Source organism: Sandarakinorhabdus sp. AAP62, assembly GCF_000331225.1.
Classification (GTDB): domain Bacteria; phylum Pseudomonadota; class Alphaproteobacteria; order Sphingomonadales; family Sphingomonadaceae; genus Sandarakinorhabdus.
This window is the reverse complement of the sequence record NZ_ANFY01000003.1, coordinates 536,510-562,029: the sequence shown is the minus strand read 5'-3', so window position 1 is coordinate 562,029 and position 25,520 is coordinate 536,510. Positions and strand designations below refer to the sequence as shown.

Below are 25,520 nucleotides of genomic sequence, written 5' to 3'. Positions count from 1 at the left end.
CTTATTGGGGATGTGCGGGCAATTCCAGCACCATCTTTCCGCCCACCGACACCGCCGCCCACTGCGCGCTCACTTCGGCCATGCGCGACCGGATGGCGGTGAGCAGTGCGCCGGTGATCGGCAACGGCGTGTCGCCTCTGTCCTCGCAGGTAACGGCATAGAGGGCGATGAACGCGTCATCGGGAAGCACCGTTTGGCTCCAGCCCTCGCCCTGGAACATCTCGACCAGCCGCTCGACACTTTCGGCCGAAGATATGCCCAAGGCCGCACGCTGCCCGCTGTCGCCGCCACGCGCAATCAGGCGCAGGAAGCCCGCCGCAGCAACCTCGGCTTCCACCGCCCAATGCACCATATCGTGCGGGATGATGCCCTGCTTCGGGCAATCGATGGCTGCGCGCGGGCCATCGCCGGCAACGATGTCCAGCCGGTCATATTTGCCGGCGCCCTTGGTGAAGGTCAGCTTCACCGGGTCGGCACGGGCTCCGCGCCCGTGTAGTCATAAAAACCGCGCCCGGATTTGCGGCCATACCAGCCAGCTTCGACATAGCGAACCAGCAGCGGCGCCGGGCGATATTTCGGATCGCCGGTGCCATCCTGCATCACCTTCATGATGCTGAGCAGCGTATCGAGCCCGACGAAATCCGCCAGCGTCAGTGGCCCCATCGGATGGTTGGCGCCCAGTTTCAGGCCGGTATCGATATCCACCACGCTGCCAACGCCATCCCCCAGCGCGAAAATGGCTTCGTTGAGCATCGGGCAGAGCACGCGGTTGACGATGAAGGCCGGCGCGTCACCGGCCAGGATCGCCGTCTTGCCCAGCTTGGCGGCAAAGCCCTGCATGGCCGCCGTGGTGGCGGCAGAGGTGGCGAGGCCGGGAATGATCTCCACCAGCGCCATCAGCGGCACCGGATTGAAGAAATGCAGCCCGCAGAAGCGATCCGCCCGCCCCGTGGCCGCCGCCAGCCGGGTGATGGAGATGGAGCTGGTGTTGCTGGCCAGCAGCGCCTCGGGCTTCAGTATATCGCGCAGGCCCGCGAAGATCTGGCCCTTGATGGCTTCATTCTCAGTCGCCGCCTCGATCACCAGATCGGCCGTGGCGAAAGCAGCGCTGCCGGTGGTGAGGCTGATCCGGGCCAGTGCCGCGTCGGCCTCTCCCTGCGTCAGCACGCCCTTGCTCACCTGCCGGGCCATGTTCTTCGCGATCGTCGCCTTGGCCGCTTCACAGCGTTCCATCGCCACGTCCGAGAGGATCACATGATAGCCGGCCTGCGCCGCCACATGGGCAATGCCATTGCCCATCAGGCCTGCGCCAATCACCCCAATGGTCTGCATGTCGATCTCCCTCAATGCGTGGGAGATGCCATAGCGGCTGTCGCGGCTCCGGCAAATGCCGAAGCCGCGAAAAGTTCAGGCCGCAACCGTGGCGCGGCGACGGCGGGCAGCCGCACCGACAAGGCCAAAACCGGCAATCAGCATGGCCCAGCTCGCCGGTTCCGGCACGCCGATCAACGAGGCATCAAACAGGGCAACATCAGCCCCGGTGACGGCAAAGCTGTAGAGCCGCGACGGCACCAGCGCCTGGCCATTGGGGCAGGCCGCGCCCAGCGCCACCTGCGTGGCGGCCAGACCGCCGCCGAAGCAGACATCAAACTGTTCGTTGCTGCCGTTCTGCGTCACCGAAAAATCATTGTCGGTGGCCAGCAGCAGCGCAAAGCCGCCACCCGCCAGCCGCGGGCCGATGGCAAGGCCCTCCAACTTTTCCGGCAACACTTCGCCAGCCGCCGTCAGCGCGGCCTGCACATCAAGGAACAGCAATTTGCTCACTGGCGTCACACCGCCGGGCAGGCTGTTGCTGCCGGCAAAGCTGATGGCCGAAACGTCGGTCGCGCCCGCCAGATCGATGAGATAGACGCGCTTGCTGCCCACGTCGCCATTGGAGCTCAGCAGATTGTCCGGCCCTTCGCCGCGATTGTCCCGCTCGATCACCAGGAAGCTGGTGCCACCGATCCAGGTGATCGACGACACGCCGATGCTGCGGCCCTGATTGGTCGCGGTGAAATCCGTCGTGGTGCGGGCATTGATATCGGCGATGCTTTCCAGCTGATAGGCGAACTGGCCGGTCGATTGGCCGGTGGCAACGTCGAACTGCACGATGCGCAGATTCTGGCTGCGGCGGCCATCGTTGTTGGAACCTTCGTTGACCAGCGGATCCTGCAATATGGCCCAGGCCGTCTTGCCGTCGCCGGAAATGGTCAGGCCTTCATAGCCGCGATTGTCCTGCCGGCCCGAGGTGATGGTGGGCCGGCCATTGGCGAAATCGGGGCTGCCATTGGCCAGCGGCACCACATTGGCCGGCTGGGTGAAGGCACGGATGAAAACGCCCCTGTTGTTGGTTTCATAAACCGACGGGCCATATTCATCGGCCACCAGGAAATTGCCATTGGGCAGGCGCACAATGCCTTCGGAATCCAGCGCCGCGCCAAGCACGCCGGCGCCGCCGGGCAGCCGGCTGGGGTTGAGGCCGCTGAACACCTGGCCATTGGCCTGGCGGAACTCCGTGGTATCGACCACGCGGAAATTGCTGATGGCGCCATTGGCCGCCGTATCCACCTTGAAGGTTTCGATGCGCGGCGCCCAATCGATGGTGCCGCCGCCGGGGCCGCGATCGCTGATGCCATAAAACACGCGCCGGCTGGGATCATAGACCATGTCCGAACCAAAGCTGAGGCGATTGAGGTTGGGGCCGACACCCAGCTTCGACAAGTCGGTGGCATCGCCAGCCACTTCGATCTTGCCGGCGAAGGTGACGGCCGCAGAAGCGGGCACCGCGGCCAGCAGGGCAGCGGCAAGAAGCAGATGGCGCATAGAAATTCCCCCCGTGATGAACAGAAAAATGGTTAACCATCACCTGTGAATGTTGGATGACGCTTGCATGTCAAATTCATGTCAGCGCGCCAGCAAGCCTGCTGGCCGGCTTGACCTTCACCGGTTCTTGGCCGACAGCGCGGCCATGCAGAGACTGAATGGCAAGACCGCCCTGATCACCGGCGCCGCGCGCGGGATCGGCGAAGCCATCGCCCGCCGCTTTGCCGCTGAAGGCGCAATGGTGTGGGTAACCGATATCGACCCTGCTGGCGCGGCCGTGGCCGACAGCATCGGCGGACGCTTCGCCCGGCTCGACGTGCGCGACGAGGCGGCGTGGGCGCAGGTGATGGATGATGTCGGCGCGCTCGATATCCTGGTCAACAACGCCGGCATCACCGGTTTCGAAGGCACGCCAGCCGCGCATGATCCGGAGCATGCCAGCCTGGCCGATTGGCGCGCGGTGCATGCGGTCAATCTGGATGGCACCTTTCTCGGCTGCCGCGCCGCGATCCGCGCGATGCGACCGGCCGGCACGGGCAGCATCATCAACATCTCTTCACGCTCCGGCATTGTCGGCATCCCGGCAGCGGCGGCCTATGCCGCGTCGAAGGCGGCGGTGAGGAACCATACGAAATCGGTGGCACTGTGGTGTGCGCAGAACGGCCTCGCGATCCGCTGCAACTCCATCCACCCGGCGGCGATCATGACGCCGATGTGGGAACCGATGCTGGGCACGACCCCGGCAGCACGCGAAGCGGCCATCAGGGCGTTCGTTGCCGATACACCGCTCAAACGCTTTGGCACGGCCGACGAAGTGGCCGCCATGGCTGCCTATCTTGCTGCCGATGAAAGCGCCTATGTGACGGGCAGCGAATTCCATATCGATGGTGGCATCCTGGCCGGATCGGCCGCCTCGCCGGAATGATCCGGCTTCAGCCCTGTCGAATTGACAGGGTATAGTGCCGGAATCATGCTTTGCGTCAGTTCACGTTGCGCTCGCGCCCGGCCCAATAGGGCTCGCGCAGGTCCTTTTTCAGGATCTTGCCGCTGGGATTGCGCGGCAGGGCGTCGATGAAGTCCACCGATTTGGGCACCTTGTAGCCGGCGATCCGCTCCCGGGCGAAGGCGATCAGCGCGTCGGCCGTCACCTCGCCCTTCTTCACGACGATGGCCTTCACCGCTTCGCCCCACTTGTCATCCGGCACGCCGATCACGGCGCAATCGGCCACGGCGGGATGTTCGTGCAGGGCATTTTCGACTTCGGCCGGATAGATATTCTCCGCGCCCGAAACGATCATGTCCTTCACGCGGTCGTGGATATAGAGATAGCCATCGGCATCGAGATAGCCGGCATCGCCGCTGTGATACCAGCCGTCGATCAGCACCTTGGCGGTGGCCTCCGGCTTGTTGTGATAACCGGTCATGTTGCCGGGCGAACTGATGAGGATCTCCCCCACCTCGCCCGCCGGCAGATCATTGCCATGGCCGTCGATGATGCGGATCCGATCGCCGGGATAAGGCTTGCCACAGCTGCGCATGCGCTCGTTTCCGGCCGGATCATGATCTTCGGGTGGCAGCCAGGTGACGCTGGCCGACGTTTCGGTGGCGCCATAGACCTGCACGAACAGGGCGCGCGGAAAGGCCAGGATCGACCGCCGCAGCACATCCAGCGGGATCGGCGAGGCGCCGTAATACAGCTCGCGCACACAGCTCAGATCGGCCGGAACCGTTTCCAGATACTGGCTGATCGCCAGCATCACCGCCGGCACCAGCACCAGGCGGGTGATGCGCTGTTCGATGATGCTGTTGACGATCAGGGCGATCTCCGGGCGCGGCAGGATCACCGAAGGCGCGCCATGCGCCAGACCCATCAGCAGCCACAACGATCCACTGACATGAAACACCGGCATCGCCACCAGCGAGACATCGTCCGCCTGCCAGGGGCCCAGGGCCGTGCCTTCCAGCCGGTCCGGCTTGGCGACGGCCGCCAGCAATTGCCGGTGCGACAGCAGCGCGCCCTTGGGAAAGCCGGTGGTGCCACTGGTATACATCTGGATCGCGATGTCGTCGGGCTGGGCGGCAATCGCCGCCAGGTCGGGCGCGTGGCCGGTCACATGGTCGGCAAAGCGCGGCCGGCCATCATGCGGCGCATCGAGCAGCAGCACGGTACTCAGCCCGGTTGCGGTCTGGGCCTCCACCACCAATGGCAGGAACGCCGTCTCCGTCACCAGCACATTGATGCCGGCATCGCCCAGCACATAGGCGATTTCCCGCGCCACCAGCCGGGCATTGATCGCCACCATCACTGCGCCCATCCGGAAACAGGCGCACATCAGCGTGGCGAACTCCGGGTGATTGAGCGCCAGCCAGCCGACCCGATCACCCTTCTGCACACCCAGCGACTTGAGCGCCGTCACCGCCCGCCGTTCGCGATCATGCAGTGCGGCAAAGCTCCAGTCGACACCTTCGGCACGGATAGCGGCCTTGTCGGGCGTGGTCGCAGCAAAATGCGCCGTGATATCGGCAAGCGTATTGAACATGGCGTTCCCCTCTTCCCCGGCGGCGATACTGCCAAACAGGCGCGCAATTTGCCACCCGCCATTGCGGGAAGCGGTTACGGTCTGTATGGGCCACGGCCATGGAAAACACCCTCGTCGCCTTCGTGAACATCTTCACCATGACCACCGAAGTGGTGATCTGGGGTCTGATCGTGTGGGCGATCTCCAGCTGGCTGGTCGCCTTCAACGTGGTCAACACCCGCAACCGCTTTGTCAGCGGCGTGCTGGATGCGCTGGACCGCATCTATGGCCCGATGGTGCGCCCGATCCGTCGCATCCTGCCGGATTTCGGCGGCATTGATCTGTCGCCGCTGGTGCTGTGGCTGCTGCTGCGTGGCCTGCAGATGCTGGTGCCGGCGCTGGTGCTGGATTCGACAAGGCTGCTGCAATGACTGCCGTCCTGATTGACGGCAAGGCCCGCGCTGCGGCCCTGCGCGCCGAAGTGGCAGCTGGCGTCGCTGCGTTTGTTGCCACGCATGGCCGTGCACCGGGGCTCACCGTCGTGCTGGTTGGCGATGATCCGGCCAGCGCCGTCTATGTCGGTTCCAAGGGCAAGGCCACGCGCGAAGCCGGCATGATCTCGGGCGAACACCGCCTGCCGGCCGATACCAGCGAGGCCGATCTGCTGGCCTTGATCGCCAGCCTCAACGCAGATCCGGCGGTGGACGGCATCCTCGTCCAGATGCCGCTGCCGAAACATATCGACAGTGACCGCGTGATCGCCGCCATCGATCCGGCCAAGGATGTCGATGGCCTGCACCCGATCAACACCGGCCTGCTGGTGAGTGGCCGCGACGGGCTGGTGCCATGCACGCCGTCGGGCTGCATGCTGCTGATCAGGGAAGCATTTGGAGGCAGCACGGGGGGCAACATCGCCGGCGCCGAAGCCGTGGTGATCGGCCGCTCCATCCTGGTGGGCAAGCCGATGGCGGCGCTGCTCACCAATGCCAGCGCCACCGTCACCCTTGCCCACAGCCGCACCCGCGATCTGGCCGGCCATGTGGCGCGTGCCGATATCGTCGTGGCGGCCGTGGGCATCCCCTTCATGGTGAAGGGCGAATGGATCAAGCCCGGTGCCTGCGTGATCGATGTCGGCATCAACCGCATCGCCCTGCCTGAAGGCAAGACGCGCCTTGTGGGCGATGTCGATTTCGATGGCGCCGTGGGCCGCGCCGGCTGGATCACCCCCGTGCCCGGCGGCGTCGGCCCGATGACCATTGCCTGCCTGCTCGCCAACACGTTGAAGGCGGCGCGCGCCAGGGCCCTGGGATGAACGGCCTGGCGCTCGACGGACCGCTGGTCCAGCTGTTCATCTCCTCGTTCGTCACCTTGTTCGTGGTGATCGATCCGCCGGGCTGCGTGCCGATCTTTTCCAGCCTCACCGCCGGCACCACGCCCAGGCACCGGTTCGACATGGCCATCCGCTCCAGCCTGATTGCGGCCGGCGTGCTGATTGCCTTTGCACTCGGCGGCGAGGCCTTCCTGTCCGCGCTGGGCATCACGCTGCCCGCCTTCAAGATCGCCGGCGGCCTGATGGTGTTCGTGATCGCCATCGACATGGTGTTCGAAAAGCGCACCCAACGCCGCGAAAACCGCGCCGAAGGGGTGAAATCCGCGGCCGATGCGGCCGGCAAGCCGCTGGAACAGGAAGATATCTCGGTATTCCCGATGGCCATCCCGATGCTGGCCGGCCCCGGCTCGATCGCGTCGGTGATGCTGCTGTCGGCGCGCACCGGGGGCGATGTGGCAGAGGAAGCCGTGGTGCTGGGCGCGCTGGTCGCGGTGCTGGTGCTGACCCTGCTCTGCCTGCTGGCCGCCGGGCCGATCATGAAGCTGATGGGCGCCAAGTTCGAGGGCGCGCTCACCCGTTTGCTGGGCGTCGTGCTGGCGGCGCTGGCGGCCCAGTTCGTCATCGACGGCATCAAGCAGAGCTTTGGGCTGTAACAGCCGGGATTGCTCGACAGGTCAAACCGCGCGGGCCAGACTGCCTCCTGCAACCACAGGAGACTCAACCATGAACTCAGCCCTCATCATCGGTGCCTCGCGCGGCATCGGCCTTGGCCTCACCCAGGAACTGATCAGCCGCGGTTGGGACGTGGTGGCCACCCAGCGCAGCCCCTCTCCGGCGCTGGCCGCCACCGGTGCCCAGGTGGCGAATGTGGACATTGACGACAGCGACACGGTGGCTGCCCTGGCCGCCAGCCTGGCTGGCCGCACCTTCGATCATGTGCTGATCAACGCCGGCATCACCGGTGGCCGCGCCGATACCGCCAGCACGGTGAGCCGCGAGGCCATGGCGCAACTGTTCTGGACCAACGCCATCGCCCCGATCCGCGCCGGCCGCATCCTGCTGCCCCTGGTGAAGGAGGGCGGCTCGATCGGCTTCATGAGCTCGATCCTGGGATCGGTGGGCGGCCGCCAGAGCGCCTGGGCCGAACTCTACAGTGCGTCGAAAGCCGCCCTCAACAGCCTGACGCGCGGCTTTGCCGTGCAGGATGTCGGCAACCGCGCCATCGCCGTGCTCACCCTGCACCCCGGCTGGGTGAAGACCGACATGGGCGGCCCCGATGCCGATATCGATGTGGCGACCAGCGTGAAGGGCCTTGCCGATGTGATCGCCGCTGCACGCCCGCCGGGCCAGCGCTATGTCGATTACAGCGGCGCCACCATCCCCTGGTAGGCCCGAAACAAAAAGGGCGCCGCTCCCCGGGGGAGCGGCGCCCGTTTTCTGTCAGTCGCGGCCGGAGGCTCCGGCCGCTGCCGGATCAGGCAGCCACACTGCCGCGGCGACGGCGAGCCGCAAGGCCGACCATGCCGAAGCCGGTGAGCAGCATGAACCAGGTGGCCGGTTCCGGCACCGCGCTGTCGACCAGGATATTGTCGAGGATCGGGCCAGCCGAATCGTTCGGGCCACCAGCGCCGAAGGTCAGCAGCAGCGAACCAGCGCCCGTCGACACGAACGACAGGGCATAGGTCACGAACGGACGGTTGCGCACCAGCGATTCCGTGTAGGTGCCCATGCTGGTGATGTTCGAACCGATGGTGCCATAGCTGCCCTGGAAGCCGGAGATCAGCGTGAACGCAGCGATATTTTCCGGATTGGTGAAGCCCAGGGCGAAGTTGAAGATATCGGGCGGCGTGTTGGCGCGCGGGTTGCCGCTCAGATCAAAGGTCACCGTGATCAGGCGACCAGCCTGGAAGTTGATCGGATTGGACGTGACCGAACCGACGTTCGGCGAACCGACGAGATCGAGGCAACGACCAGCGGCACCAGCGCACAGCACACCGGCAGTCCCGTTGGGGATCAGGTCAACTGCGCCCGAAACAGTGAAGCCCGGCACGTTGGTGGTGTTGTTTGCCTTCGGTGCCGAATCGAAATTCTGGCTGAAGATGGTCACGGCAGATGCCGGCATGGCCAAAACAGCGGCCGCGGCAAGAGCAGCAAGAATACGCATTGAAATCTCCCTCTGGTTTGCCGCCTCCCCTGCAAGCAGCGTGCCAAGATGGGTTTTTCGCTATTCATGCTGATTTATCAGGCAGTTGATGGGAGCGGATCGAATCCAACATCCAAAATGGATGTAAAGAACGCCGACACGCCAGATGCCGCACAGCAGCATCCGGGTCCAACAGGGCAGAGCCTGACGGCGCTAGAGATGACAGTCTGATGACGCGACTCGGCGTCAACCATCACCACAAGTAAACATATCTTAAGTCTTCTGACGCGACCATTAGAAAATGGTTAACATCTGGCCAGAGACGCATTTTTTGCCGTCATTGCGGGCCAGCGCACGCCTTGTGTAAAATTTTCCGACACCGCAATGGCATCGCCGGCCACATGGTGGCGGCCGGCGGCGTGGAGATGGAAACAGGGTTGTGGCGTCGCGCAACAGGCGATCAGGCCAGGACCGCGCGGCGGCGGCTGACCGTACCAACCAGGCCAGAACCGGCAATCAGCATTGCCCAGCTCACCGGCTCCGGCCCCTGGCTGACCAGAACATTGCCTTCCTGGGCTCAATGAGATCAGCGCTGCCACTGCCGAAAATCAGGATTCCGGCAATTTGGGCGAGAAGGCGTTAACGGCCGTCGCGCCGCCCCAGCAGGCGCAGCCGCAGTGCGTTCAGCCGGATGAAGCCCGCCGCATCGCGCTGATCATAGGCGCCGCGATCATCCTCAAATGTGACGATGCCGGCGGAGTACAGGCTATAAGGCGATTTGCGCCCCACCACGCCCACATTGCCCTTGTACAGCTTCAGCCGCACCGTGCCGGTGACCTTGGCCTGGCTGTGATCGATGGCCGCCTGCAGCATCTCGCGCTCGGGTGAGAACCAGAAGCCGTTGTAGAGCAATTCCGCATATTTCGGCATCAGCTCATCCTTCAGATGCGCCGCGCCGCGATCCAGCGTGATCTGCTCGATGCCGCGATGCGCGATGTGCAGGATGGTGCCGCCCGGCGTTTCATACATGCCGCGCGACTTCATGCCGACAAAGCGGTTCTCCAGCAGATCGAGCCGGCCGATGCCGTGGCGCTTGCCCAGTTCATTCAGATTCGCCAGCAGCGCCGCCGGGCTCAGCCCCTCGCCATTCACCGCCACCGCGTCGCCGCTTTGGAAATCGATGGTGATATATTCCGGCGTGTCCGGCGCCTCTTCCGGGTGATCGGTGCGGCTGTAGACATAATCCGGCACTTCTTCCCACGGATCTTCCAGCACCTTGCCTTCGCTGGAGGTGTGCAACAGGTTGGCGTCGGTCGAAAACGGGCTCTCGCCGCGCTTGTCCTTCGACACCGGGATCTGGTGCTGTTCGGCAAAGGCAATCAGCGCCTCGCGGCTGTTCAGGCTCCACTCCCGCCACGGCGCGATGATGCGGATATCGGGGCTGAGCGCATAATAGCCCAGCTCGAAGCGCACCTGGTCATTGCCCTTGCCGGTGGCACCGTGGGAGACGGCATCGGCGCCGGTCAGCTTGGCAATCTCGATCTGGCGCTTGGCGATCAACGGCCGGGCGATCGAGGTGCCGAGCAGATAAAGCCCTTCATACAGCGCATTGGCGCGCATCATCGGGAACACATAATCGCGCACGAACTCTTCGCGCAGATCGTCGATGAAGATATTCTCCGGCTTGATGCCGAGCAGCAGCGCCTTGGCCCGCGCCGGCTCCAGCTCCTCACCCTGGCCCAGATCGGCCGTGAAGGTGACAACCTCGCAGTTATACTCGGTCTGCAGCCACTTCAGGATCACGCTCGTATCGAGCCCGCCCGAATAGGCCAGCACCACCTTCTTGACCGAATCAGCCATGATCATTCCTTCCAATTGTGGATGCGCGCCTATTTGCTAAGCTGCCGACATGCAAGCCGGGGGATCCACCATGGCCGATACACCGAAAACATTGCCCACCACCGCCAGCGTGCCCGCCTTCCTCGCCGCCCTCGAACCCAGCCGCCGCCGCGACGAAGCCCAGACCATCTGTGCCCTCCTTGAACAAGTCGCCGGCTGCCCACCCGTGCTCTGGGGCAGCAACATCATCGGCTATGGCCAATATGACTATAAATACGCCAGCGGCCGCACCGGCACCTGGCCCCGCCTCGCCTTCTCCCCGCGCAAGGCCCAACATGTCATTTACCTGATGGACGGCTTCACCGGCCAGGCCGACCTGCTGGCGGGGCTGGGCAAGGCAACGACCGGCGTCTCGTGCCTTTATGTGAAGAAACTCGCCGATATCGACATGAACGTGCTGGCCGAAATGGCGCGCCGGTCGTGGGCGATGATGGCGGAGCGCTATCCGGGGTAAGAGAAAAAAGGGCTCCGCCCCGGATCAAGTTCGGCGTGACGTGGGCAGGGGCTGAGCCCCTGCACCCGGTCGTTTTCATGCCCCCCAGATCAACAGGCACCCCATCATGCAGGTGCAGGCCTTCATGAATCGGTCAGCCGGCACACTTCTGCGACGGCGATGGTCCACGCGGCATGGCGGATGCTGGCCTACGCCAGCATGGCGGGGCCACATAGGCCAAGTGCTGCCCGAAATCGAAAGTGGGTGCAGTGGCTCAGCCCCTGCCCGCCGGAGGCGGCCTTATTTCTGTCTACGAATGAAGTCCCTCAAGTCAGACGACAATTTCTTCCGGTCCGCATCGCGCACATACATCATGTGGCCGGCGTCATAATAATGGAATTCGGTGCGGCCTTCGGGCCAGCCGGGGCGGTTCATGCTATATTCGGCGAAGTGGAAGGGGGTGGCGAAATCGTACCAGCCCTGGCCAACCCAGACCTTGGTGCGGCTGTTCTCCCGCAGGGTGCGAGCGAGGCCGGGGGCGACGTTGACGTAGCTGTCCCGCCCGTTGCCGAGGCGCCAATCCCACGGGCCGACGCCGCCGATGGAGACGTAGGAGCGATCCGTCTTGTAGCCGAGATCGCCGCGCAAGTAAGCGTTCACGGCCGCCGGGTAGGAGGCATCGATGCCGTAGAAGCTGGGGTCATTATCGGGCCCTTCACCGGCGTTGTCGTAATCCTTGCCGGTGTAGCGGGCATCGAGGCGGCCGATGGTGAGGCCGCGGTCGCGCAGCAGTTCCTTGTAGAAGCGGCCGGGCGTGACGCGCAGATTGGCCTGTTCAAGATAGGTTTCGGACAGGCCGGTGAAGCGGGCCAGTTCCTTGCGGATGGCGGCGCGTTCCACAGGTGCCAGGCTGTTCCCCTTGATCAGCGCGGTGATGTAGGGGCCGCTGGCAAAGGCGCGGGCTTCGGCGGCCCAGGTTTCGACGTTGGCGGGCTTGTTCGGGATCTTGTCGTGATACCAGGCCGCCGCCGCATAGCTGGGCAGCAGGCCCATGTACTGCATTTCATTGCCCTCATCCTCGGCCTCCAGACCGAAATCGAGGATGGCGGAAATGAGGATGACGCCGTTCAGCGCGACATCGTTGAAGCCGCGGTTGAGTTCGTGGGCAACAGCGGCGGAGCGTGTGGTGCCATAGGATTCGCCGCCCAGGAACTTGGGGGCGTTCCAGCGGTTATGCTCATTCAGCCAGAGGCGGATGAACTCGGCCACGGATCTGGCGTCGCTGCGCACCCCCCAGAATTCCTTGGGATCGGTCTTGCCGAGCGCGTGGCTCCAGCCGGTGCCGACCGGATCGATGAACACCAGATCGGCGACATCGAGCAGCGACTCCGGGTTGTCGCTGATGTCATAGGGCGGGGCGCCATCGTCCTTGGCGTCGGGGATGTTGACCCGCTTGGGGCCAAAGGCGCCCATGTGCAGCCACAGGCTGCCCGAGCCCGGCCCGCCGTTGAACAGGAAGAACACCGGGCGGTTCGGCTCGGGATTGTCCTTCAGATAGGTGGTGGCGAAGATGGCGGCGGTGGGCTTGCCGTCCTTGTCCTTCAGGAAGGTTTCGCCGGCAATGGCGGTGTAGTTCATCTTCACCCCGCCGAAGGTGCCGCTGCGCTTGGCGACGACGCGGTTGGGGGTGCCAGGGGTCTGCGATGCGGCCTCGGCGGCCTTTTCGGCGGGCTTGTCGGTGGTTTGCGCGAAAGCCGGAACGGCCAGCGCAGCAGCCAGCGCGATGAGCGAAACGAAACGAGCCATGAACTTCTCCCCTTGGTGCCGACCGGGATAGCCGGCGAACCGGGGGAGTTCAATCAGAAGGCGTCGTTCGGCGTTGCCCAGGCAATCGGCGGCGGTGTCACCAGTGGTGCGCGTGGGGCTTCGGGCTGCGGCTCCGGGGTGGCGGCGGCGGGCGCGGACTTGGCCAATTGGCCCACACCCCACGCGCCGACAGCCATGGCGGCCAGGCCCAGTGGCGAGACGCGGCGCAGCACGAACGGCAGCGCGACGGCGGCGACATTGCCGATGGGGCCGAGATGCGAGCCCGAAACGCGCGCGGCAATCTGGCGGCTGGCGGCAGCAGCGACGGCGCGGACGGCAAGGCGGGCAAGCGGATTGGCCATGGGACAGGCTCCTCGAGTCGATTTGGCCCTTATAGCACGGACAGCGCTTGATGTTGCAGCGCACAAGCCTCGCGCCCTGCTGCCGGCCGCGCTATGAGGTCGGCATGTCGCGTGATGCCCTGTCCCCTGCCGACGCGCTGCTGCGCCTGTGGATGCTGGCCGCGGTCGCCCTGGCCGGTCTCTATCTGTGGCTGGCCTGGCGGATGCGGGATTGGCCCGGCGATGGTCCGGCACCGCAGCCGCTCTCCACCGTGGCCGTCGCCGAGTTCATGGCCTTGTTCATCTTCGTGCCCGCCGCCATCGTGGTGGTGATGCGCTGGCGGGCGACGCGGGATCGGCCGCTGGCCGGGCTGGGGTTGCTTTATGGGTTGGCGTCGGCAGCCTCGGTTGCAGCGTGGGCGCAGGCCGATACCGCCGGCATGGTGCAGGCCCTGTTCGTCTGCGACGCTGCCATTGCGCTGACGGGCGTGCCGGTCGCGCTCAGGGCGCTTCGGCTGGGTTGATCTTCGCCGCGCTGGTCGCGCCCGACAGCGTGTCCACCGCCGTCACCCATGTGGCATCAGCGGGCACGGCGGCGGCAAAACGCCCGGTCTGCCCGGCCCATTTCAACGGCACGGCGCTGCCGCCGACCGCCGATCCTACCCACGCCTTCACCTCGAAACGCTTCTCATCCCACAGCGTGCCCGGCGCGATCGGGCAGCCGCACAGCATCGACACATCGGCCACCACCTGCCCGCCATCACGCCGCGCCGTCAGCGCCAGGCCGGGCAGTTCCACCACCCAGCCATCACCCACCACCGGTTGACCAGGGATCAGCCAATACGAAGACAGCACCGATACGATGGTGCCCGCCGGCTTGAGCGGGCCTCGCACCATCACGTTCACCCGGCGTGGCTCTGCGATGTCGATCACGGCAGAAAAGCCGGCCGATTGCGCGTCGGCCACGGGGGTGCCGCGCGGGTTGCCGTTCATGATCCTTGCCGTATCGCCGGTGCCGCCTTCGATGCGGCCATGCGCCAGGGGCGTGCCGGTGGCCGCATCGCTCACCACCACGTCCACCCCGCCCATGCCGGTGCCGATGAACTTGGCGCCCTGGCTCAGCACCCGCACCGTCACCGGCGTCGGCACGGCCAGTGCCGGCGCCGCCGCGAACAGGGCAGCAATCAGGATCAGGCGGTTCATGGCTTCTCTCCCATCAGGCGGGCGGCAGCGGCCCGCATTTCGGCATCGCGGTGGCCCAGGCGCTCGGCGGTGAAGGCCCGCATCTGAGCGATGATCTCGGGCCGGGCGGTGGCCGGCGTACCGCCGGGCCGGCTTTCGGGATCATATTCCAGACCAAGCCGCAAACTGGCCGCGACGTCGGGCCCATGCAGATGTTCCAGCACCCGGAAGGCGAAATCGATGCCGCTGGTGACGCCGCCGGCACTGATGATGTTGCCATCGAAAACCGTGCGTTCCTGCACCCATTCGGCCCCGAACAGCGGCAGATAATCGCCCCAGGCCCAGTGGCAGCCCGCCTTGCGGCCTTTCAGCAAGCCGGCAGCGGCGAGGATCAGCGAGCCGGTGCAGACACTGGTGATCCAGGCGCACCCCGGCGCCTGGGCGCGCAGCCAGCCCAGGATCTCGTCATCATTCATGGCGGCCGAACAGCCAAAGCCGCCCGGCACGCATATGAAATCAAACTGCCCGGCTTCGGCCAGTGTCATGGTCGGCATCAGCGCCAGCCGGCAATCGCTCATCACCGGCTCCATGGTCTTGGCGACATATTCCACCGTCGCGCCGGGCATGCGGCTGAGCACCTGGGCCGGGCCCGTCATGTCGAGCTGGGTAAGCTGATCATAGAGCAGGAAGGCAATGCGCATGGGCTGTCCCTTTGCTTCGGTTGGTTCGGGATGGCCCGGCATAGCGCGCGGCAGGCGTCGCCGCCAGCCTGCCACTTCCACCGATGCCGCATTGCAGCACGAGGCCGCCTATGCTAGTGCGCCGCCCCTCTGCAACGGTCGGGCATCTTTCATGTCGAACCAGGGTGAGTCGGCCGCTTTGTCCGCTCATGCCGATCATCACGGGCACCAACAGTCGCTGTGGAAACTGGCGCTTGGCGCCGTTGGCGTGGTGTTTGGCGATATCGGCACGAGCCCGCTTTATGCGTTCAAGGAAACCTTTGCGGGCCACCACCCGCTCGGCCTGTCCACGGTCAGCATCTTCGGCGTCATCTCGCTGATGTTCTGGACCATGATGCTGGTGGTGACGCTGAAATATGTCTCCGTCATCATGCGGGCCGACAATCGTGGCGAAGGCGGATCGCTGGCCCTGATCGCGCTGATCTCACGCCTGTCGCCCGGCGACACACGCTCGGCGCAGCTGGTGCTGCTGGGCGTGATGGCCACGGCGCTGTTCTTTGGCGATGCCATCATCACGCCGGCCATGTCGGTGCTGTCGGCGGTGGAAGGCATCACGGTCGTTGAAGCACGGATGCAGCCGCTGGTGGTGCCCATTGCCATCGGCATCCTGCTCGCGCTGTTCCTGTTCCAGAGCCGCGGCACGGCCAAGGTGGGCGCCATCTTCGGGCCCATCGTGCTCATCTATTTCGCCACGCTGGCGGTGCTGGGCATCACCAACATCATGGCCAATCCCACCATCCTGTGGGCACTGAACCCCTGGTATGCGGTGCAGTTCGTGGCAGCCATGCCGGGTGCGGCGTTCCTGGCGCTGGGCAGTGTCGTGCTGGTGGTGACCGGGGCCGAGGCGCTCTATGCCGACATGGGCCATTTCGGCCGCAACCCCATTCGCCTCGCCTGGTTCGCGCTCGTGCTGCCGGCGCTGATGATCAACTATCTCGGGCAGGGTGCGCTGCTCACCGCTCATCCCGAAGCCGTGGCCAATCCCTTCTTCCTGATGGCGCCGGAATGGGCGCGGCTGCCGCTGGTGGTGCTGGCGACGCTGGCCACCATCATCGCCAGCCAGGCCGTCATCTCGGGCGCCTTCTCGGTCACGCAGCAGGCAATCCAGCTCGGCTTCCTGCCGCGCATGAAGATCGTCCACACATCTGCCTCCGCCTTCGGCCAGATCTACATCCCGGCGGTGAACTGGACCCTGCTGGTACTGGTGATGTTCCTGGTGCTGGCCTTCCAGTCCTCCTCCAACCTGGCGGCCGCCTATGGCATCGCGGTCACCGGCACGATGCTGATCGATACGCTGCTGGTCGGCGTGCTGGTGCTGACGATCTGGCGCTGGCCGGCGTGGTGGGCGGCACCGTTGCTGGCGATCTTCCTGGTCGTCGATTTCGCCTATTTTGCCTCCAACCTGACCAAGGTGCCCGATGGCGGCTGGTTCCCGCTGGTCATCGGTATCATTGGCTTCACCGGCCTCACCACCTGGTCACGCGGGCGCAAGCTGATGCAGGAACGGCTGCGCGATTCCTCGATGCCGATGGAGGTGTTCATCAAGTCGGCTGCCTCGGCGGCCACCCGCGTGCCGGGCACGGCGGTGTTCATGACCACCTCGCCGGTGGGCGTGCCGCAGGCGCTGCTGCATAATCTCAAGCACAACAAGGTGCTGCACGAACGCATCATGATCCTGACAGTGGTGATCGACGAAGTGCCCTATGTGTCCGACGAGGATCGGATCGGCGTGAAGGATCTTTCCGGCGGCTTCTACCGCATCCTCATCCGCTATGGCTTCATGCAGGAAATCGACATTCCCGCCGTGCTGAAGAAGGTCGAAAACTGCGGGCCCAAGCTGAAGATGATGGAAACCAGCTTCTTCCTCTCCCGCCAGACGCTGCTGGCCAGCGACAAGCCCGGCATGGCGCTGTGGCGCGAGCATCTGTTCAGCTGGATGATGCGCAACGCCGAAAGCGCCATGGACTTCTTCAAGCTGCCCACCAACCGCGTGGTGGAACTGGGCAGCCAGGTCGAAATTTAGGCGTCCGGCAAGCGGGTGATGGCGCTGCCATACCAGGCGGCCACAGCTGACAAATGGTCGGCCGCGCTGTCCCGGGCGACGCTTTTCAGGATCTCAGCCAGCGATACCGACTTCAGGGCGGTGCGCCAGGCCTGTTCGGCACCGGCAAAGGCCGCTGCAATCGGGCAGGCCCGCACGCAATCGCGGCGCGGGATGGCACAGGGGCCATTCTGGCGAATTTCGGTGCAGCGAAAGGCGGGTTCCGGCCCGTCAATTGCCGCAACGACATCCCAGAGCGAAATCGCCTCGGGCGCCCGCGCCAGCCGATAGCCACCGGTGCGACCGGGCCGGGTCGACACCAGCCCGGCGCGGCTCAGCGCCTGCAACTGCTTGGCCATATAGGCCAGCGGCACCCCGTGGAATTCGGCCAGCGCCGCCAGGCTGAGGCCATGGCCCGGTGGCAGCGGCGCCAGCATCGCGCAGGCGTGCACCGCCCATTCCACACCCTTGCTCATCCGCATCGGCAATGACCCGTCTCGACTCAAACTCGGATATTCGATATCCGGATTGAAATTGCAAGGAGCGACTCGATGTCCGTCCGCCTGCACCGCGTCACCGGCCTGGCCCTGCTGTTGTTCATCACCAGCCACCTGGCCGTGCATCTGGTGGCGTTGCACAGCCCCGAAGCGCATGGCGCGGCCCTGGCCATGGTGCGCAAGGCCTATCGCCCGGCGCTGGTCGAACCGCTGCTGGTCGCGGCCTTTGCAATGCAGATCGGCATCGGGCTGCGACTGGCCTGGCGGCGCTGGCGCTCGGGCACGGGCGGCACCATGGCGCGCTGGCAGCTGGCAAGCGGGCTTTATCTGGCGCTGTTCCTTGTCAATCATATCGGCGCGGCGCTGGCGACCCGCCTTGCTTTCGGGTTGGACACCAATTTCCACTGGGCGGCCGCCACGCTGCTGCATCCGGTCACGCGGTGGACCTTCTATCCCTATTACGCTGCCGCCGTGATGGCATTGTTTGTCCATCTTGCCGCCGCCCTGCACTTTCACGGCCGCGGGGTGGTGGTGGTCAGGCTGGTGGTGACGGGCGGCATGATGGTCACCGCTGCCATCCTGCTGGCCTTTGGCGGCTGGCTCTATCCGCTGGCGTTGCTGCCGGCCAATCGGGCCTATCTCGACGGGTTGCTCGCCATGTTCGGCCTGTGAAAACACCCCTCCCGGTTGCGGGAGGGGTCTGCCGTGGCGAGAAGCGCCTATGCTGTGCGCAACCAAGGAGAATCTCCATCATGACGACATCCCGTGAAATCAGCCTTGCCAGCCGCCCTGTTGGCATGCCCGCCGCCGAAAATTTTGCGGTCGCCAGCAAGGACGTGCCGGCCCCCGGCCCCGGTGAAGTGCTGGTGCAGAACAAGTTCATGTCCGTCGATCCCTACATGCGCGGCCGCATGTATGACCGGCCGAGCTATGTACCGCCGTTCCAGATCGGCGAAGCGCTGCAGGGCGGCGCGGTGGGTGTCGTGGTGGAAAGCAACGCCGAAGGCCTGAAGAAGGGCGACATCGTCTCCTCCATGTTCGGCTGGCGCGAAGCCTTCGTGGCGCCCGCAGCGGCACTTGAAAAGCTTGATGTGCCGGGTGGCATTCCGATGGAAAGCTTCCTCGGCGTGCTCGGCATGCCCGGCCTCACCGCCTGGGCCGGCCTGACGCAGATCGGCAAGCCCAAGCCCGGCGACGTGGTGTTCGTCTCCGGCGCCGCCGGCGCTGTCGGCAGCATCGTTGCCCAGGTCGCCAAGCTGAAGGGCTGCACCGTCATCGCCAGCGCCGGCAGCGACGACAAGTGCGAATGGCTGAAAAGCCTCGGCATCGATTCCGTCATCAACTATCGCACTTGCGGCAATCTGCTGGCCGCCGTGCAGGCCGCCGCGCCGAAGGGCATCGACATTTACTTCGACAATGTCGGCGGCGAGCATCTGGAAGTCGCCATCGAAACCGCCCGCCCGTTCGCCCGGCTGATCGAATGCGGCATGATTTCCGCCTATAACGACACCGAGCCGACCCCGGGCCCGCGCAACATCATCCAGGTGGTGGGCAAGTCGCTCACCATGCGCGGTTTCATCGTCATCGAGTTCGCCGGCCTGCGCGGCGATTTCCTGGCCGAGATGGGGCCCTGGATTCGCGCCGGCAAGCTGAAGTGGCAGGAAACCGTGCTGGAAGGCATCGAAAAGGCGCCGGAAGCCTTCATCGGCCTGTTTGAAGGCAAGAACACCGGCAAGATGCTGGTGAAGCTGTAAGTCAGCTTCTCCCCTCCCTGCTTGCAGGGAGGGGTCGGGGGAGGGTTCTTGCCGCAAGCCGTAACTTGGCCGCGCATGCCGAAGCTCGCTGCGCTCGCACCCTCCCCCAGCCCCTCCCTTGCAGGGAGGGGAGGCTCAGCCCACCGGCCGCCTTGCATTGAGCGCCAGCGCCAATGTGCCTTCGTCCAGCCAGTCCAGCTCGCCGCCCATCGGCAGGCCCTGCGCCAGCTGGCTCACCTTGACGCCGGTGGAGGCCAGCGCCTCGGCGACATAGTGCATGGTCGCCTGCCCCTCCATGGTGGCGGACAGGGCGAGAACCACTTCCTTCACGACGCCGTCACCGGCCCGCGCGACGAGTGAGGGGATGGCCAGATCCTCCGGCCCCACCCCGTCCAGCGCCGACAAGCGCCCGCCCAGCACGTGATAGCGCCCCGAAAACAGGTGCCGGCCATCCAGTGCCCACAGATCGGCGACATCGGCCACCACGCACAGCAACGCCGGATCACGGCGCGGATCGCGGCAGATGGCGCAGGGATCGCTGGTTTCAACGTTGCCGCACACCCCGCACACCACCAGATTGGCCGCCACCGCCTGCAACGCTTCGAGCAACGGATGCAGCGCCACTTCGCGCCGCTTGATCAGGTGCAGCACCGCGCGCCGCGCCGAGCGCGGGCCCAGGCCCGGCAGACGCGCCAGCGCATTGGTGAGGGCATCAATTTCGGGCGAAGCCATGGCCCCTTATGGTGACAGATTTTTACCGGCGCAACCGGTCTGGATTTTGACACGAATTCCCCGTTGGCAGGCTTTTCGCGCTGCACCAACTGGGCTAGACCGTGCGACAACTTGTCAAAACACATACTTGAGGAGGGCGCCATGACCGCCATCGGCCAGGACAGTCTGAACACTCGCCGCACGCTCAATGCCGGCGGCAAGGAATATGCCTACTACAGCCTGGAGGCTGCCGCTGCCGTATTGGGTGACGTGTCGCGCCTGCCCTATTCGATGAAGGTGCTGCTCGAAAATCTGCTGCGTTTTGAAGACGGCAGCACCGTGACCCGCGCCGATGTGCAGGCCGTCGTCGATTGGCAGGCCACCCGCACGTCCAACCATGAAATCAACTATCGCCCGGCGCGCGTGCTGATGCAGGATTTCACCGGCGTGCCCTGCGTGGTCGATCTGGCGGCCATGCGCGATGCGATCACCAAGCTGGGCGGTGATCCGATGAAGATCAACCCGCTGGTGCCGGTCGATCTGGTGATTGATCACAGCGTGATGGTCGATGAATTCGGCAACCCCAAGGCCTTTGAAGACAATATGGCGCTGGAATATGCCCGCAACCTCGAACGTTACGAGTTCCTGCGCTGGGGCGCCGGCGCGCTGAAGAATTTCCGCGCGGTGCCGCCCGGCACCGGCATCTGCCACCAGGTGAACCTCGAATATCTGGCCAAGACAGTCTGGAGCAGCGCCGACACGTCTGGCGCCATGGTCGCCTATCCCGATACCTGCGTGGGCACCGACAGCCACACCACCATGATCAACGGCCTTGGCGTGCTGGGCTGGGGCGTGGGCGGCATCGAAGCCGAAGCCGCCATGCTCGGCCAGCCGGTCTCCATGCTGATCCCCGAAGTCGTCGGCTTCAAGCTGACCGGCAATCTGGCCGAAGGCGTGACCGCCACCGATCTGGTGCTCACCGCCACCCAGATGCTGCGCAAGAAGGGCGTCGTTGGCCGCTTCGTCGAATATTATGGCCCCGGCCTTGATGCGCTCACGCTCGCCGATCGCGCCACGCTGGCCAACATGGCACCGGAATATGGCGCCACCTGCGGCTTCTTCCCGGTCGATAGCAAGACCATCGATTATCTGGTGCTGTCCGGCCGCGATGCCGAAACCGTGGCGCTGGTCGAAGCCTATGCCAAGGCACAAGGCCTGTGGCGCGAAGCCGATACGCCCGATCCCGTCTTCACCGACACGCTGGAGCTTGATCTGGGCACCGTCATGCCCAGCCTCGCCGGCCCGCGCCGCCCGCAGGACAAGGTGCTGCTGTCCGATGCCAAGCCGGCTTACGAAAAGGAACTGGCCGGCGGTTACGGCAAGGCCGAAAAGATGGGCCAGCGGGTGGCGGTTGCGGGCGCCAATTACGACATCGGCCATGGCGACGTGGTGATCGCCGCCATCACCAGCTGCACCAACACCTCCAATCCCAGCGTCCTGGTCGCCGCCGGTCTCGTTGCCCGCAAGGCGCGCGCGCTTGGCCTGAAGAACCAGCCCTGGGTGAAGACCAGCTTTGCCCCCGGATCGAAGGTCGTTACCGATTATTTCGACAAGTCGGGCCTGTCGGCGGACATGGACGCGCTGGGCTTCAACCTGGTCGGCTATGGCTGCACCACCTGCATCGGCAACTCCGGCCCGCTGCCGGAACCGATTTCGGAAGCGATCAACGGCAATGACATCGTTGCCTGCTCCGTCTTGTCGGGCAACCGCAACTTCGAAGGCCGCGTGTCGCCGGACGTGAAGGCCAATTATCTGGCTTCGCCGCCGCTGGTCGTCGCCTATGCGCTGGCCGGCACGATGCGCAAGGATCTGACCAAGGAGCCCATTGGTGAAGGCAGCAACGGCCCCGTCTATCTGAAGGACATCTGGCCGACCAACGCCGAAGTCGCCGGCATGGTGATGGCCAACGTGACGCCCGAGATGTTTGCCGCCCGCTATGCCAATGTATTCGACGGCGATGAGCGCTGGCAGGCGATCAAGGTTGAAGGCGGCGCCACCTATCGCTGGAACCCGTCGTCCACCTATGTGCAGAACCCGCCCTATTTCGACGGCATGACGATGACGCCGGCCCCGGTGGCCGACATCATCGCCGCCCGCGCGCTCGCGGTGTTTGGCGACAGCATCACCACCGATCACATCAGCCCGGCCGGCAGCATCAAGGAATCGAGCCCGGCGGGCCGTTATCTGACCGAACGGCAGGTGACCAAGGCCGAGTTCAACAGCTATGGCGCCCGCCGCGGCAACCATGAGGTGATGATGCGCGGCACCTTCGCCAATATCCGCATCAGGAACGAAATGGTGCCGGGCGTCGAAGGCGGCGTCACCCGCCACATTCCGTCGGGCCAGCAGCTCGCCATCTACGACGCCGCCATGGCCTACAAGGCGGACGGCACGCCGCTGGTCGTCGTTGCCGGCAAGGAATATGGCACCGGCTCCAGCCGCGACTGGGCGGCCAAGGGCACCACGCTGCTTGGCGTGCGCGCCGTCATCGCCGAAAGCTTCGAGCGTATCCACCGTTCCAACCTGGTCGGCATGGGCGTGCTGGCGCTGGAATTCGCCGCCGGCACCGACCGCAAGAGCATCGGGCTGACCGGTGAGGAAGTGTTCGAAATCACCGGCCTTGCCGATCTGAAGCCGCGCCAGCTGCTCACCGTGGCCTTCACCCGGCCGGATGGTTCGACCGGCAGCTTTGAAACCCTGTGCCGGATCGATACCGAGCAGGAGCTGGCCTATTATTACGCCGGCGGCATCCTGCCCTACGTGCTGCGCAACCTCGCATCTGCATGACCTGGCAAAGCCTCGCGGTTGAGGCGGCGGGCTGGACGGGAGCGGTGCTGGTGCTGGTCGGCTTCGTGCTGGCCAGCAACGGCCGCATCCAGGCGCGATCACGCACCTTCCAATGGCTGAACCTGCTCGGCGCGGCGGGCTTTGTGGTCAATTCCGCCTGGCACGGCGCGATTCCATCGATGGTGCTCAACATCATCTGGTGCGGCATGGCGCTGTTCACCCTGTGGCGACTGCGCTGAAAACGCGCACCGCCGAACCTTAAGACAAGATGAATTTTTTGTTGATAAGAGCATAATGCTCTCTTAGGGTTCCGCATCCGCGCCCTGTTGGCGCTGATTCTTGAGGGGTATTTTCAGATGCGTATGCAGGTTTCCGCCATCGCCTTGGCGATGGCCGTTGCGTCTCCAGCGCTTGCCATCGAAGCGTTCGAAGCCGCGCCCAATCCCGCCGCCATTTCAGCCCAGGCCGTTGCGCAATTGAGCGCTGTGCAGCCGGTCAAACTGGCCAGTGGCTCGAAGAATGGCCTGAGCTGGACGGCTGTCAGCCGTGTGATCGGTCAGACCGCGACTTCGGATGTCCTGCCGGGCGTGCCGAACAATAGCATTGGCGGTGGCAACCCGATCTACAAGCCGTCCGCCAACAAGAGCGGCACGGTCGCCCTGATCATGGAATATGCCAATGGCAGCGCGTTCATCTGCTCGGGCAGCTTGCTGGCCGATGGTCGCTCGATCGCGACGGCGGCCCACTGCGTCAGCGACGGTGCCGGCACCGCCAACCCGGTGAAAACCACGGTCCACTTCTTCAATGGCAATGCCGACGAGCGGTCCGTCGGCGCTGGCAACACCAGCGAAACCCGCAGCGTCACCGCCTATTACGTTCACCCGGAATATACCGGCGAAGTGATCGATCAGAACGACATCGCCATCCTGCGCATCAACCGCGACGCGCCGGCATCGGCGCAGCGTTATGATCTCTACACCAATGGCGATCTGACCGGCACGGAATTCAACGTGGCCGGCTATGGCACGCGTTCGACCACGGGCGGCGCCAACGGCACCACCGCGCCTTTCGGTGCCCGCACTGGCTGGCTGCGCGAAGGTGACAATCGCTATGAGTATGCTTGGGGTAACAGCGCCTTGGGCGGGTTCTTTACCGATCGCGACGGCACCGGCGAAGGCTTTTTCGGCTTTGCGGACTATGAATCGAGCTTTGTGTCCGATTTCGACAACGGCCTCGCAGCTCAGGATCAGGCATTCCGGATCTGCCTCGCAGTTGGTGGCGGTGCTGCCTGTGCGCAGTTCCAGAACGTCGGTCTTGGCGCACGTGAAGTCGGCATTGCTGGCGGCGATTCGGGCGGCCCGGGCTTCGTCGATGGCAAGCTCGCCTCGATCAACAGCTACGGTCTGACCTTCGGCGCCAACTTTGGCGACTTTGGCGGCGGTCTGAATTCAGGTTGGGGTGAATATTCGGGCTACGTCCCGATCTACATCCACACCGATTTCATCGCGTCCACCGCTGTGCCGGAACCGGCCAGCTGGGCGTTGCTGATCATGGGCTTTGGCCTGACCGGTGCTGCCGCCCGTCGCCGTCGCGGCTCGGCTGTCGCCGCCTGACACCAGGCTATCGGCTGAAAGGGCCGGCTCCGGATGATCCGGAGCCGGCCTTTTTCATGCCCGTTCGAGCAGGCTGCCCCTGATCCGGCCCCAGTGCACTTGTGGCCAACCGCGTTCCGCCGCAAACGCCGCCAGCCTGGCCGATGGATTGGCGCACAGCACCGTGCCGCCGCTGGCCAGCGCCAGTTCAAAACAGGGCAGATCACTGTGGTGGTCGCTGGTGAAATGCACCACCGCGCCAGCCAGCCCTTCACCCGCCAGCCAGCGTTCAAGCGCCGCTCGTTTGGCGGCGCCATAACAATTGGCACCATCCAGCGCGTGGGTGACGAAGCCGCCATCCCGCACCGCCTCCGTTGCCACGACATCGGCCACACCAAACCGCTCCGCAATGGCGCGCACATAAAAACCATGGCTGGCCGAAGCGATCACCACCCGCCGCCCAGCCACGGCATCGGCGGCGATGGCAGCCCGCGCCGGGGCCAGCGCATGATCGGCCACAAAATCAAAGGCAAAGGCGTCGGCCACGGCCAGCAGCCGTTGTTCTGCCACCCGCGGGCCGATCAGCCAGCGGTGTGACCAGCGCTTGATCTGCCCGCGCGACAGCCAGCCCAGGCCATAGGCAACGCCGCCCAGCGCCACCATCGGCAGCAGCAGCACCCGCCACGGCGCTTCATGCGCCAGCCAGAACCGGATGAAATGCGCCCAGCTGCCCGTATCGGTCAGCGTGCGGTCCAGATCATAAACCGCGATTTCGGTGGGTGTGGAGGTCATTGTTCCCCTTGGCATTTGCTCCCGCATA

General features: G+C 65.0%; 27 protein-coding genes. 14 read left to right on the top strand and 13 right to left on the bottom strand.

Annotation, left to right across the window (positions count from 1 at the left end; genetic code table 11):
• Position 1: 1 nt before the first annotated feature.
• From D619_RS0103050 to D619_RS18290, 3 genes are all read right to left on the bottom strand, one after another.
• Positions 2 to 466 carry a hypothetical protein gene (locus D619_RS0103050; protein WP_017667093.1) on the bottom strand — a complete coding sequence of 155 codons (465 nt, stop codon included), beginning with the start codon at positions 464 to 466 and terminating at the stop codon, positions 2 to 4.
• Complete coding sequence (locus D619_RS0103045; RefSeq protein WP_017667092.1) at positions 463 to 1,332, bottom strand: 3-hydroxybutyryl-CoA dehydrogenase; 870 nt, start codon at positions 1,330 to 1,332, stop codon at positions 463 to 465. Before D619_RS0103045 ends, D619_RS0103050 begins: the two co-directional genes overlap by 4 nt.
• Before the next feature lie 75 nt (positions 1,333 to 1,407).
• Positions 1,408 to 2,865 (bottom strand): esterase-like activity of phytase family protein, encoded by a 1,458-nt coding sequence (locus D619_RS18290; protein ID WP_017667091.1) that lies wholly within the window; start codon positions 2,863 to 2,865, stop codon positions 1,408 to 1,410.
• 145 nt (positions 2,866 to 3,010) lie between these two features.
• On the opposite strand from D619_RS18290, the gene D619_RS0103035 reads away from it, so the two are divergent.
• Positions 3,011 to 3,790 (top strand): SDR family oxidoreductase, encoded by a 780-nt coding sequence (locus D619_RS0103035; RefSeq protein ID WP_026090647.1) that lies wholly within the window; start codon positions 3,011 to 3,013, stop codon positions 3,788 to 3,790.
• A gap of 55 nt (positions 3,791 to 3,845) precedes the next feature.
• Here the strand turns inward: D619_RS0103035 and D619_RS0103030 are convergent, their stop codons facing one another.
• A complete protein-coding gene (locus D619_RS0103030; RefSeq protein WP_017667089.1) occupies positions 3,846 to 5,405 on the bottom strand; it encodes a long-chain-fatty-acid--CoA ligase in 1,560 nt (519 codons plus the stop codon).
• A 98-nt stretch (positions 5,406 to 5,503) separates the two neighbouring features.
• On the opposite strand from D619_RS0103030, the gene D619_RS0103025 reads away from it, so the two are divergent.
• From D619_RS0103025 to D619_RS0103010, 4 genes are all read left to right on the top strand, one after another.
• Entirely contained in the window at positions 5,504 to 5,815 is a 312-nt protein-coding gene (locus D619_RS0103025; protein ID WP_017667088.1) for a YggT family protein, read from the top strand.
• Positions 5,812 to 6,696, top strand: a complete 885-nt coding sequence (gene folD / locus D619_RS0103020) for a bifunctional methylenetetrahydrofolate dehydrogenase/methenyltetrahydrofolate cyclohydrolase FolD (protein WP_017667087.1) — start codon at positions 5,812 to 5,814, stop codon at positions 6,694 to 6,696. The genes D619_RS0103025 and folD overlap by 4 nt, the downstream gene beginning before the upstream one ends.
• Before the next feature lie 23 nt (positions 6,697 to 6,719).
• The gene (locus D619_RS0103015) at positions 6,720 to 7,367 is read left to right on the top strand and encodes a MarC family protein (protein ID WP_026090646.1); all 648 of its coding nucleotides are present in this window, start codon (positions 6,720 to 6,722) and stop codon (positions 7,365 to 7,367) included.
• A 70-nt stretch (positions 7,368 to 7,437) separates the two neighbouring features.
• Positions 7,438 to 8,103, top strand: a complete 666-nt coding sequence (locus tag D619_RS0103010; RefSeq protein WP_017667085.1) for an SDR family oxidoreductase — start codon at positions 7,438 to 7,440, stop codon at positions 8,101 to 8,103.
• 85 nt (positions 8,104 to 8,188) lie between these two features.
• On the opposite strand, the gene D619_RS18285 is transcribed toward D619_RS0103010, so the two are convergent.
• Positions 8,189 to 8,836: a PEPxxWA-CTERM sorting domain-containing protein gene (locus D619_RS18285; protein WP_017667084.1), complete on the bottom strand. Its 648-nt coding sequence runs from the start codon at positions 8,834 to 8,836 to the stop codon at positions 8,189 to 8,191.
• Positions 8,837 to 8,926: 90 nt separating this feature from the next.
• On the opposite strand from D619_RS18285, the gene D619_RS17995 reads away from it, so the two are divergent.
• Positions 8,927 to 9,088, top strand: coding sequence for a hypothetical protein (locus D619_RS17995; protein ID WP_193743241.1), 162 nt, complete (start codon positions 8,927 to 8,929; stop codon positions 9,086 to 9,088).
• 408 nt (positions 9,089 to 9,496) lie between these two features.
• Here the strand turns inward: D619_RS17995 and D619_RS0103000 are convergent, their stop codons facing one another.
• Entirely contained in the window at positions 9,497 to 10,717 is a 1,221-nt protein-coding gene (locus tag D619_RS0103000) for an argininosuccinate synthase (RefSeq protein WP_026090645.1), read from the bottom strand.
• Positions 10,718 to 10,787: 70 nt separating this feature from the next.
• On the opposite strand from D619_RS0103000, the gene D619_RS0102995 reads away from it, so the two are divergent.
• Complete coding sequence (locus tag D619_RS0102995; protein ID WP_017667082.1) at positions 10,788 to 11,210, top strand: DUF1801 domain-containing protein; 423 nt, start codon at positions 10,788 to 10,790, stop codon at positions 11,208 to 11,210.
• 279 nt (positions 11,211 to 11,489) lie between these two features.
• On the opposite strand, the gene D619_RS0102990 is transcribed toward D619_RS0102995, so the two are convergent.
• Entirely contained in the window at positions 11,490 to 12,995 is a 1,506-nt protein-coding gene (locus D619_RS0102990) for a hypothetical protein (protein WP_017667081.1), read from the bottom strand.
• A gap of 53 nt (positions 12,996 to 13,048) precedes the next feature.
• On the bottom strand, positions 13,049 to 13,357 hold the full coding sequence (locus tag D619_RS0102985; protein ID WP_017667080.1) for a hypothetical protein: 309 nt from the start codon (positions 13,355 to 13,357) through the stop codon (positions 13,049 to 13,051).
• 104 nt (positions 13,358 to 13,461) lie between these two features.
• On the opposite strand from D619_RS0102985, the gene D619_RS0102980 reads away from it, so the two are divergent.
• Entirely contained in the window at positions 13,462 to 13,860 is a 399-nt protein-coding gene (locus tag D619_RS0102980; protein WP_152417251.1) for a hypothetical protein, read from the top strand.
• On the opposite strand, the gene D619_RS0102975 is transcribed toward D619_RS0102980, so the two are convergent.
• Entirely contained in the window at positions 13,838 to 14,539 is a 702-nt protein-coding gene (locus D619_RS0102975) for a hypothetical protein (RefSeq protein ID WP_017667078.1), read from the bottom strand. The two genes, D619_RS0102980 and D619_RS0102975, sit on opposite strands and share 23 nt — an antisense overlap.
• Positions 14,536 to 15,219 (bottom strand): DJ-1/PfpI family protein, encoded by a 684-nt coding sequence (locus D619_RS0102970; RefSeq protein WP_033372861.1) that lies wholly within the window; start codon positions 15,217 to 15,219, stop codon positions 14,536 to 14,538. The genes D619_RS0102975 and D619_RS0102970 overlap by 4 nt, the downstream gene beginning before the upstream one ends.
• A 151-nt stretch (positions 15,220 to 15,370) precedes the next feature.
• Between D619_RS0102970 and D619_RS0102965 the strand changes: the two genes are divergently transcribed.
• Complete coding sequence (locus D619_RS0102965; RefSeq protein WP_026090644.1) at positions 15,371 to 17,281, top strand: potassium transporter Kup; 1,911 nt, start codon at positions 15,371 to 15,373, stop codon at positions 17,279 to 17,281.
• Here the strand turns inward: D619_RS0102965 and D619_RS15410 are convergent.
• The gene (locus D619_RS15410) at positions 17,278 to 17,775 is read right to left on the bottom strand and encodes an Rrf2 family transcriptional regulator (protein WP_017667075.1); all 498 of its coding nucleotides are present in this window, start codon (positions 17,773 to 17,775) and stop codon (positions 17,278 to 17,280) included. The genes D619_RS0102965 and D619_RS15410 overlap by 4 nt on opposite strands.
• 75 nt (positions 17,776 to 17,850) lie before the next feature.
• On the opposite strand from D619_RS15410, the gene D619_RS17085 reads away from it, so the two are divergent.
• Positions 17,851 to 18,468: a hypothetical protein gene (locus D619_RS17085; RefSeq protein WP_017667074.1), complete on the top strand. Its 618-nt coding sequence runs from the start codon at positions 17,851 to 17,853 to the stop codon at positions 18,466 to 18,468.
• Between the two features lie 80 nt (positions 18,469 to 18,548).
• On the top strand, positions 18,549 to 19,550 hold the full coding sequence (locus D619_RS0102950; RefSeq protein ID WP_026090643.1) for an NADP-dependent oxidoreductase: 1,002 nt from the start codon (positions 18,549 to 18,551) through the stop codon (positions 19,548 to 19,550).
• A gap of 135 nt (positions 19,551 to 19,685) precedes the next feature.
• Here D619_RS0102950 and recR read toward each other — a convergent pair whose 3' ends face one another.
• A complete protein-coding gene (recR, locus tag D619_RS0102945; RefSeq protein WP_017667072.1) occupies positions 19,686 to 20,282 on the bottom strand; it encodes a recombination mediator RecR in 597 nt (198 codons plus the stop codon).
• A 141-nt stretch (positions 20,283 to 20,423) separates the two neighbouring features.
• Between recR and acnA the strand changes: the two genes are divergently transcribed.
• From acnA to D619_RS0102930, 3 genes are all read left to right on the top strand, one after another.
• The gene (gene acnA / locus D619_RS0102940; protein WP_017667071.1) at positions 20,424 to 23,108 is read left to right on the top strand and encodes an aconitate hydratase AcnA; all 2,685 of its coding nucleotides are present in this window, start codon (positions 20,424 to 20,426) and stop codon (positions 23,106 to 23,108) included.
• Positions 23,105 to 23,347, top strand: a complete 243-nt coding sequence (locus tag D619_RS0102935) for a YgjV family protein (RefSeq protein WP_017667070.1) — start codon at positions 23,105 to 23,107, stop codon at positions 23,345 to 23,347. Before acnA ends, D619_RS0102935 begins: the two co-directional genes overlap by 4 nt.
• A gap of 117 nt (positions 23,348 to 23,464) precedes the next feature.
• Positions 23,465 to 24,721, top strand: a complete 1,257-nt coding sequence (locus D619_RS0102930; RefSeq protein ID WP_081587015.1) for a trypsin-like serine protease — start codon at positions 23,465 to 23,467, stop codon at positions 24,719 to 24,721.
• A gap of 54 nt (positions 24,722 to 24,775) precedes the next feature.
• Here D619_RS0102930 and D619_RS15400 read toward each other — a convergent pair whose 3' ends face one another.
• Positions 24,776 to 25,492: an HAD-IB family phosphatase gene (locus tag D619_RS15400; protein WP_017667068.1), complete on the bottom strand. Its 717-nt coding sequence runs from the start codon at positions 25,490 to 25,492 to the stop codon at positions 24,776 to 24,778.
• Between the last annotated feature and the right edge of the window lie 28 nt (positions 25,493 to 25,520).

Excerpts from the sequence above, each read along its gene's own strand:
- D619_RS0103045 (WP_017667092.1), bottom strand. The coding sequence starts at position 1,332 with ATGCAGACCATTGGGGTGATTGGCGCAGGCCTGATGGGCAATGGCATT.
- D619_RS18290 (WP_017667091.1), bottom strand. The coding sequence starts at position 2,865 with ATGCGCCATCTGCTTCTTGCCGCTGCCCTGCTGGCCGCGGTGCCCGCT.
- D619_RS0103035 (WP_026090647.1), top strand. The coding sequence starts at position 3,011 with ATGCAGAGACTGAATGGCAAGACCGCCCTGATCACCGGCGCCGCGCGC.
- D619_RS0103030 (WP_017667089.1), bottom strand. The coding sequence starts at position 5,405 with ATGTTCAATACGCTTGCCGATATCACGGCGCATTTTGCTGCGACCACG.
- D619_RS0103025 (WP_017667088.1), top strand. The coding sequence starts at position 5,504 with ATGGAAAACACCCTCGTCGCCTTCGTGAACATCTTCACCATGACCACC.
- folD (WP_017667087.1), top strand. The coding sequence starts at position 5,812 with ATGACTGCCGTCCTGATTGACGGCAAGGCCCGCGCTGCGGCCCTGCGC.
- D619_RS0103010 (WP_017667085.1), top strand. The coding sequence starts at position 7,438 with ATGAACTCAGCCCTCATCATCGGTGCCTCGCGCGGCATCGGCCTTGGC.
- D619_RS18285 (WP_017667084.1), bottom strand. The coding sequence starts at position 8,836 with ATGCCGGCATCTGCCGTGACCATCTTCAGCCAGAATTTCGATTCGGCA.
- D619_RS17995 (WP_193743241.1), top strand. The coding sequence starts at position 8,927 with ATGGGTTTTTCGCTATTCATGCTGATTTATCAGGCAGTTGATGGGAGC.
- D619_RS0103000 (WP_026090645.1), bottom strand. The coding sequence starts at position 10,717 with ATGGCTGATTCGGTCAAGAAGGTGGTGCTGGCCTATTCGGGCGGGCTC.
- D619_RS0102995 (WP_017667082.1), top strand. The coding sequence starts at position 10,788 with ATGGCCGATACACCGAAAACATTGCCCACCACCGCCAGCGTGCCCGCC.
- D619_RS0102990 (WP_017667081.1), bottom strand. The coding sequence starts at position 12,995 with ATGGCTCGTTTCGTTTCGCTCATCGCGCTGGCTGCTGCGCTGGCCGTT.
- D619_RS0102985 (WP_017667080.1), bottom strand. The coding sequence starts at position 13,357 with ATGGCCAATCCGCTTGCCCGCCTTGCCGTCCGCGCCGTCGCTGCTGCC.
- D619_RS0102980 (WP_152417251.1), top strand. The coding sequence starts at position 13,462 with ATGTCGCGTGATGCCCTGTCCCCTGCCGACGCGCTGCTGCGCCTGTGG.
- D619_RS0102975 (WP_017667078.1), bottom strand. The coding sequence starts at position 14,539 with ATGAACCGCCTGATCCTGATTGCTGCCCTGTTCGCGGCGGCGCCGGCA.
- D619_RS0102970 (WP_033372861.1), bottom strand. The coding sequence starts at position 15,219 with ATGCGCATTGCCTTCCTGCTCTATGATCAGCTTACCCAGCTCGACATG.
- D619_RS0102965 (WP_026090644.1), top strand. The coding sequence starts at position 15,371 with ATGTCGAACCAGGGTGAGTCGGCCGCTTTGTCCGCTCATGCCGATCAT.
- D619_RS15410 (WP_017667075.1), bottom strand. The coding sequence starts at position 17,775 with ATGAGCAAGGGTGTGGAATGGGCGGTGCACGCCTGCGCGATGCTGGCG.
- D619_RS17085 (WP_017667074.1), top strand. The coding sequence starts at position 17,851 with ATGTCCGTCCGCCTGCACCGCGTCACCGGCCTGGCCCTGCTGTTGTTC.
- D619_RS0102950 (WP_026090643.1), top strand. The coding sequence starts at position 18,549 with ATGACGACATCCCGTGAAATCAGCCTTGCCAGCCGCCCTGTTGGCATG.
- recR (WP_017667072.1), bottom strand. The coding sequence starts at position 20,282 with ATGGCTTCGCCCGAAATTGATGCCCTCACCAATGCGCTGGCGCGTCTG.
- acnA (WP_017667071.1), top strand. The coding sequence starts at position 20,424 with ATGACCGCCATCGGCCAGGACAGTCTGAACACTCGCCGCACGCTCAAT.
- D619_RS0102935 (WP_017667070.1), top strand. The coding sequence starts at position 23,105 with ATGACCTGGCAAAGCCTCGCGGTTGAGGCGGCGGGCTGGACGGGAGCG.
- D619_RS0102930 (WP_081587015.1), top strand. The coding sequence starts at position 23,465 with ATGCGTATGCAGGTTTCCGCCATCGCCTTGGCGATGGCCGTTGCGTCT.
- D619_RS15400 (WP_017667068.1), bottom strand. The coding sequence starts at position 25,492 with ATGACCTCCACACCCACCGAAATCGCGGTTTATGATCTGGACCGCACG.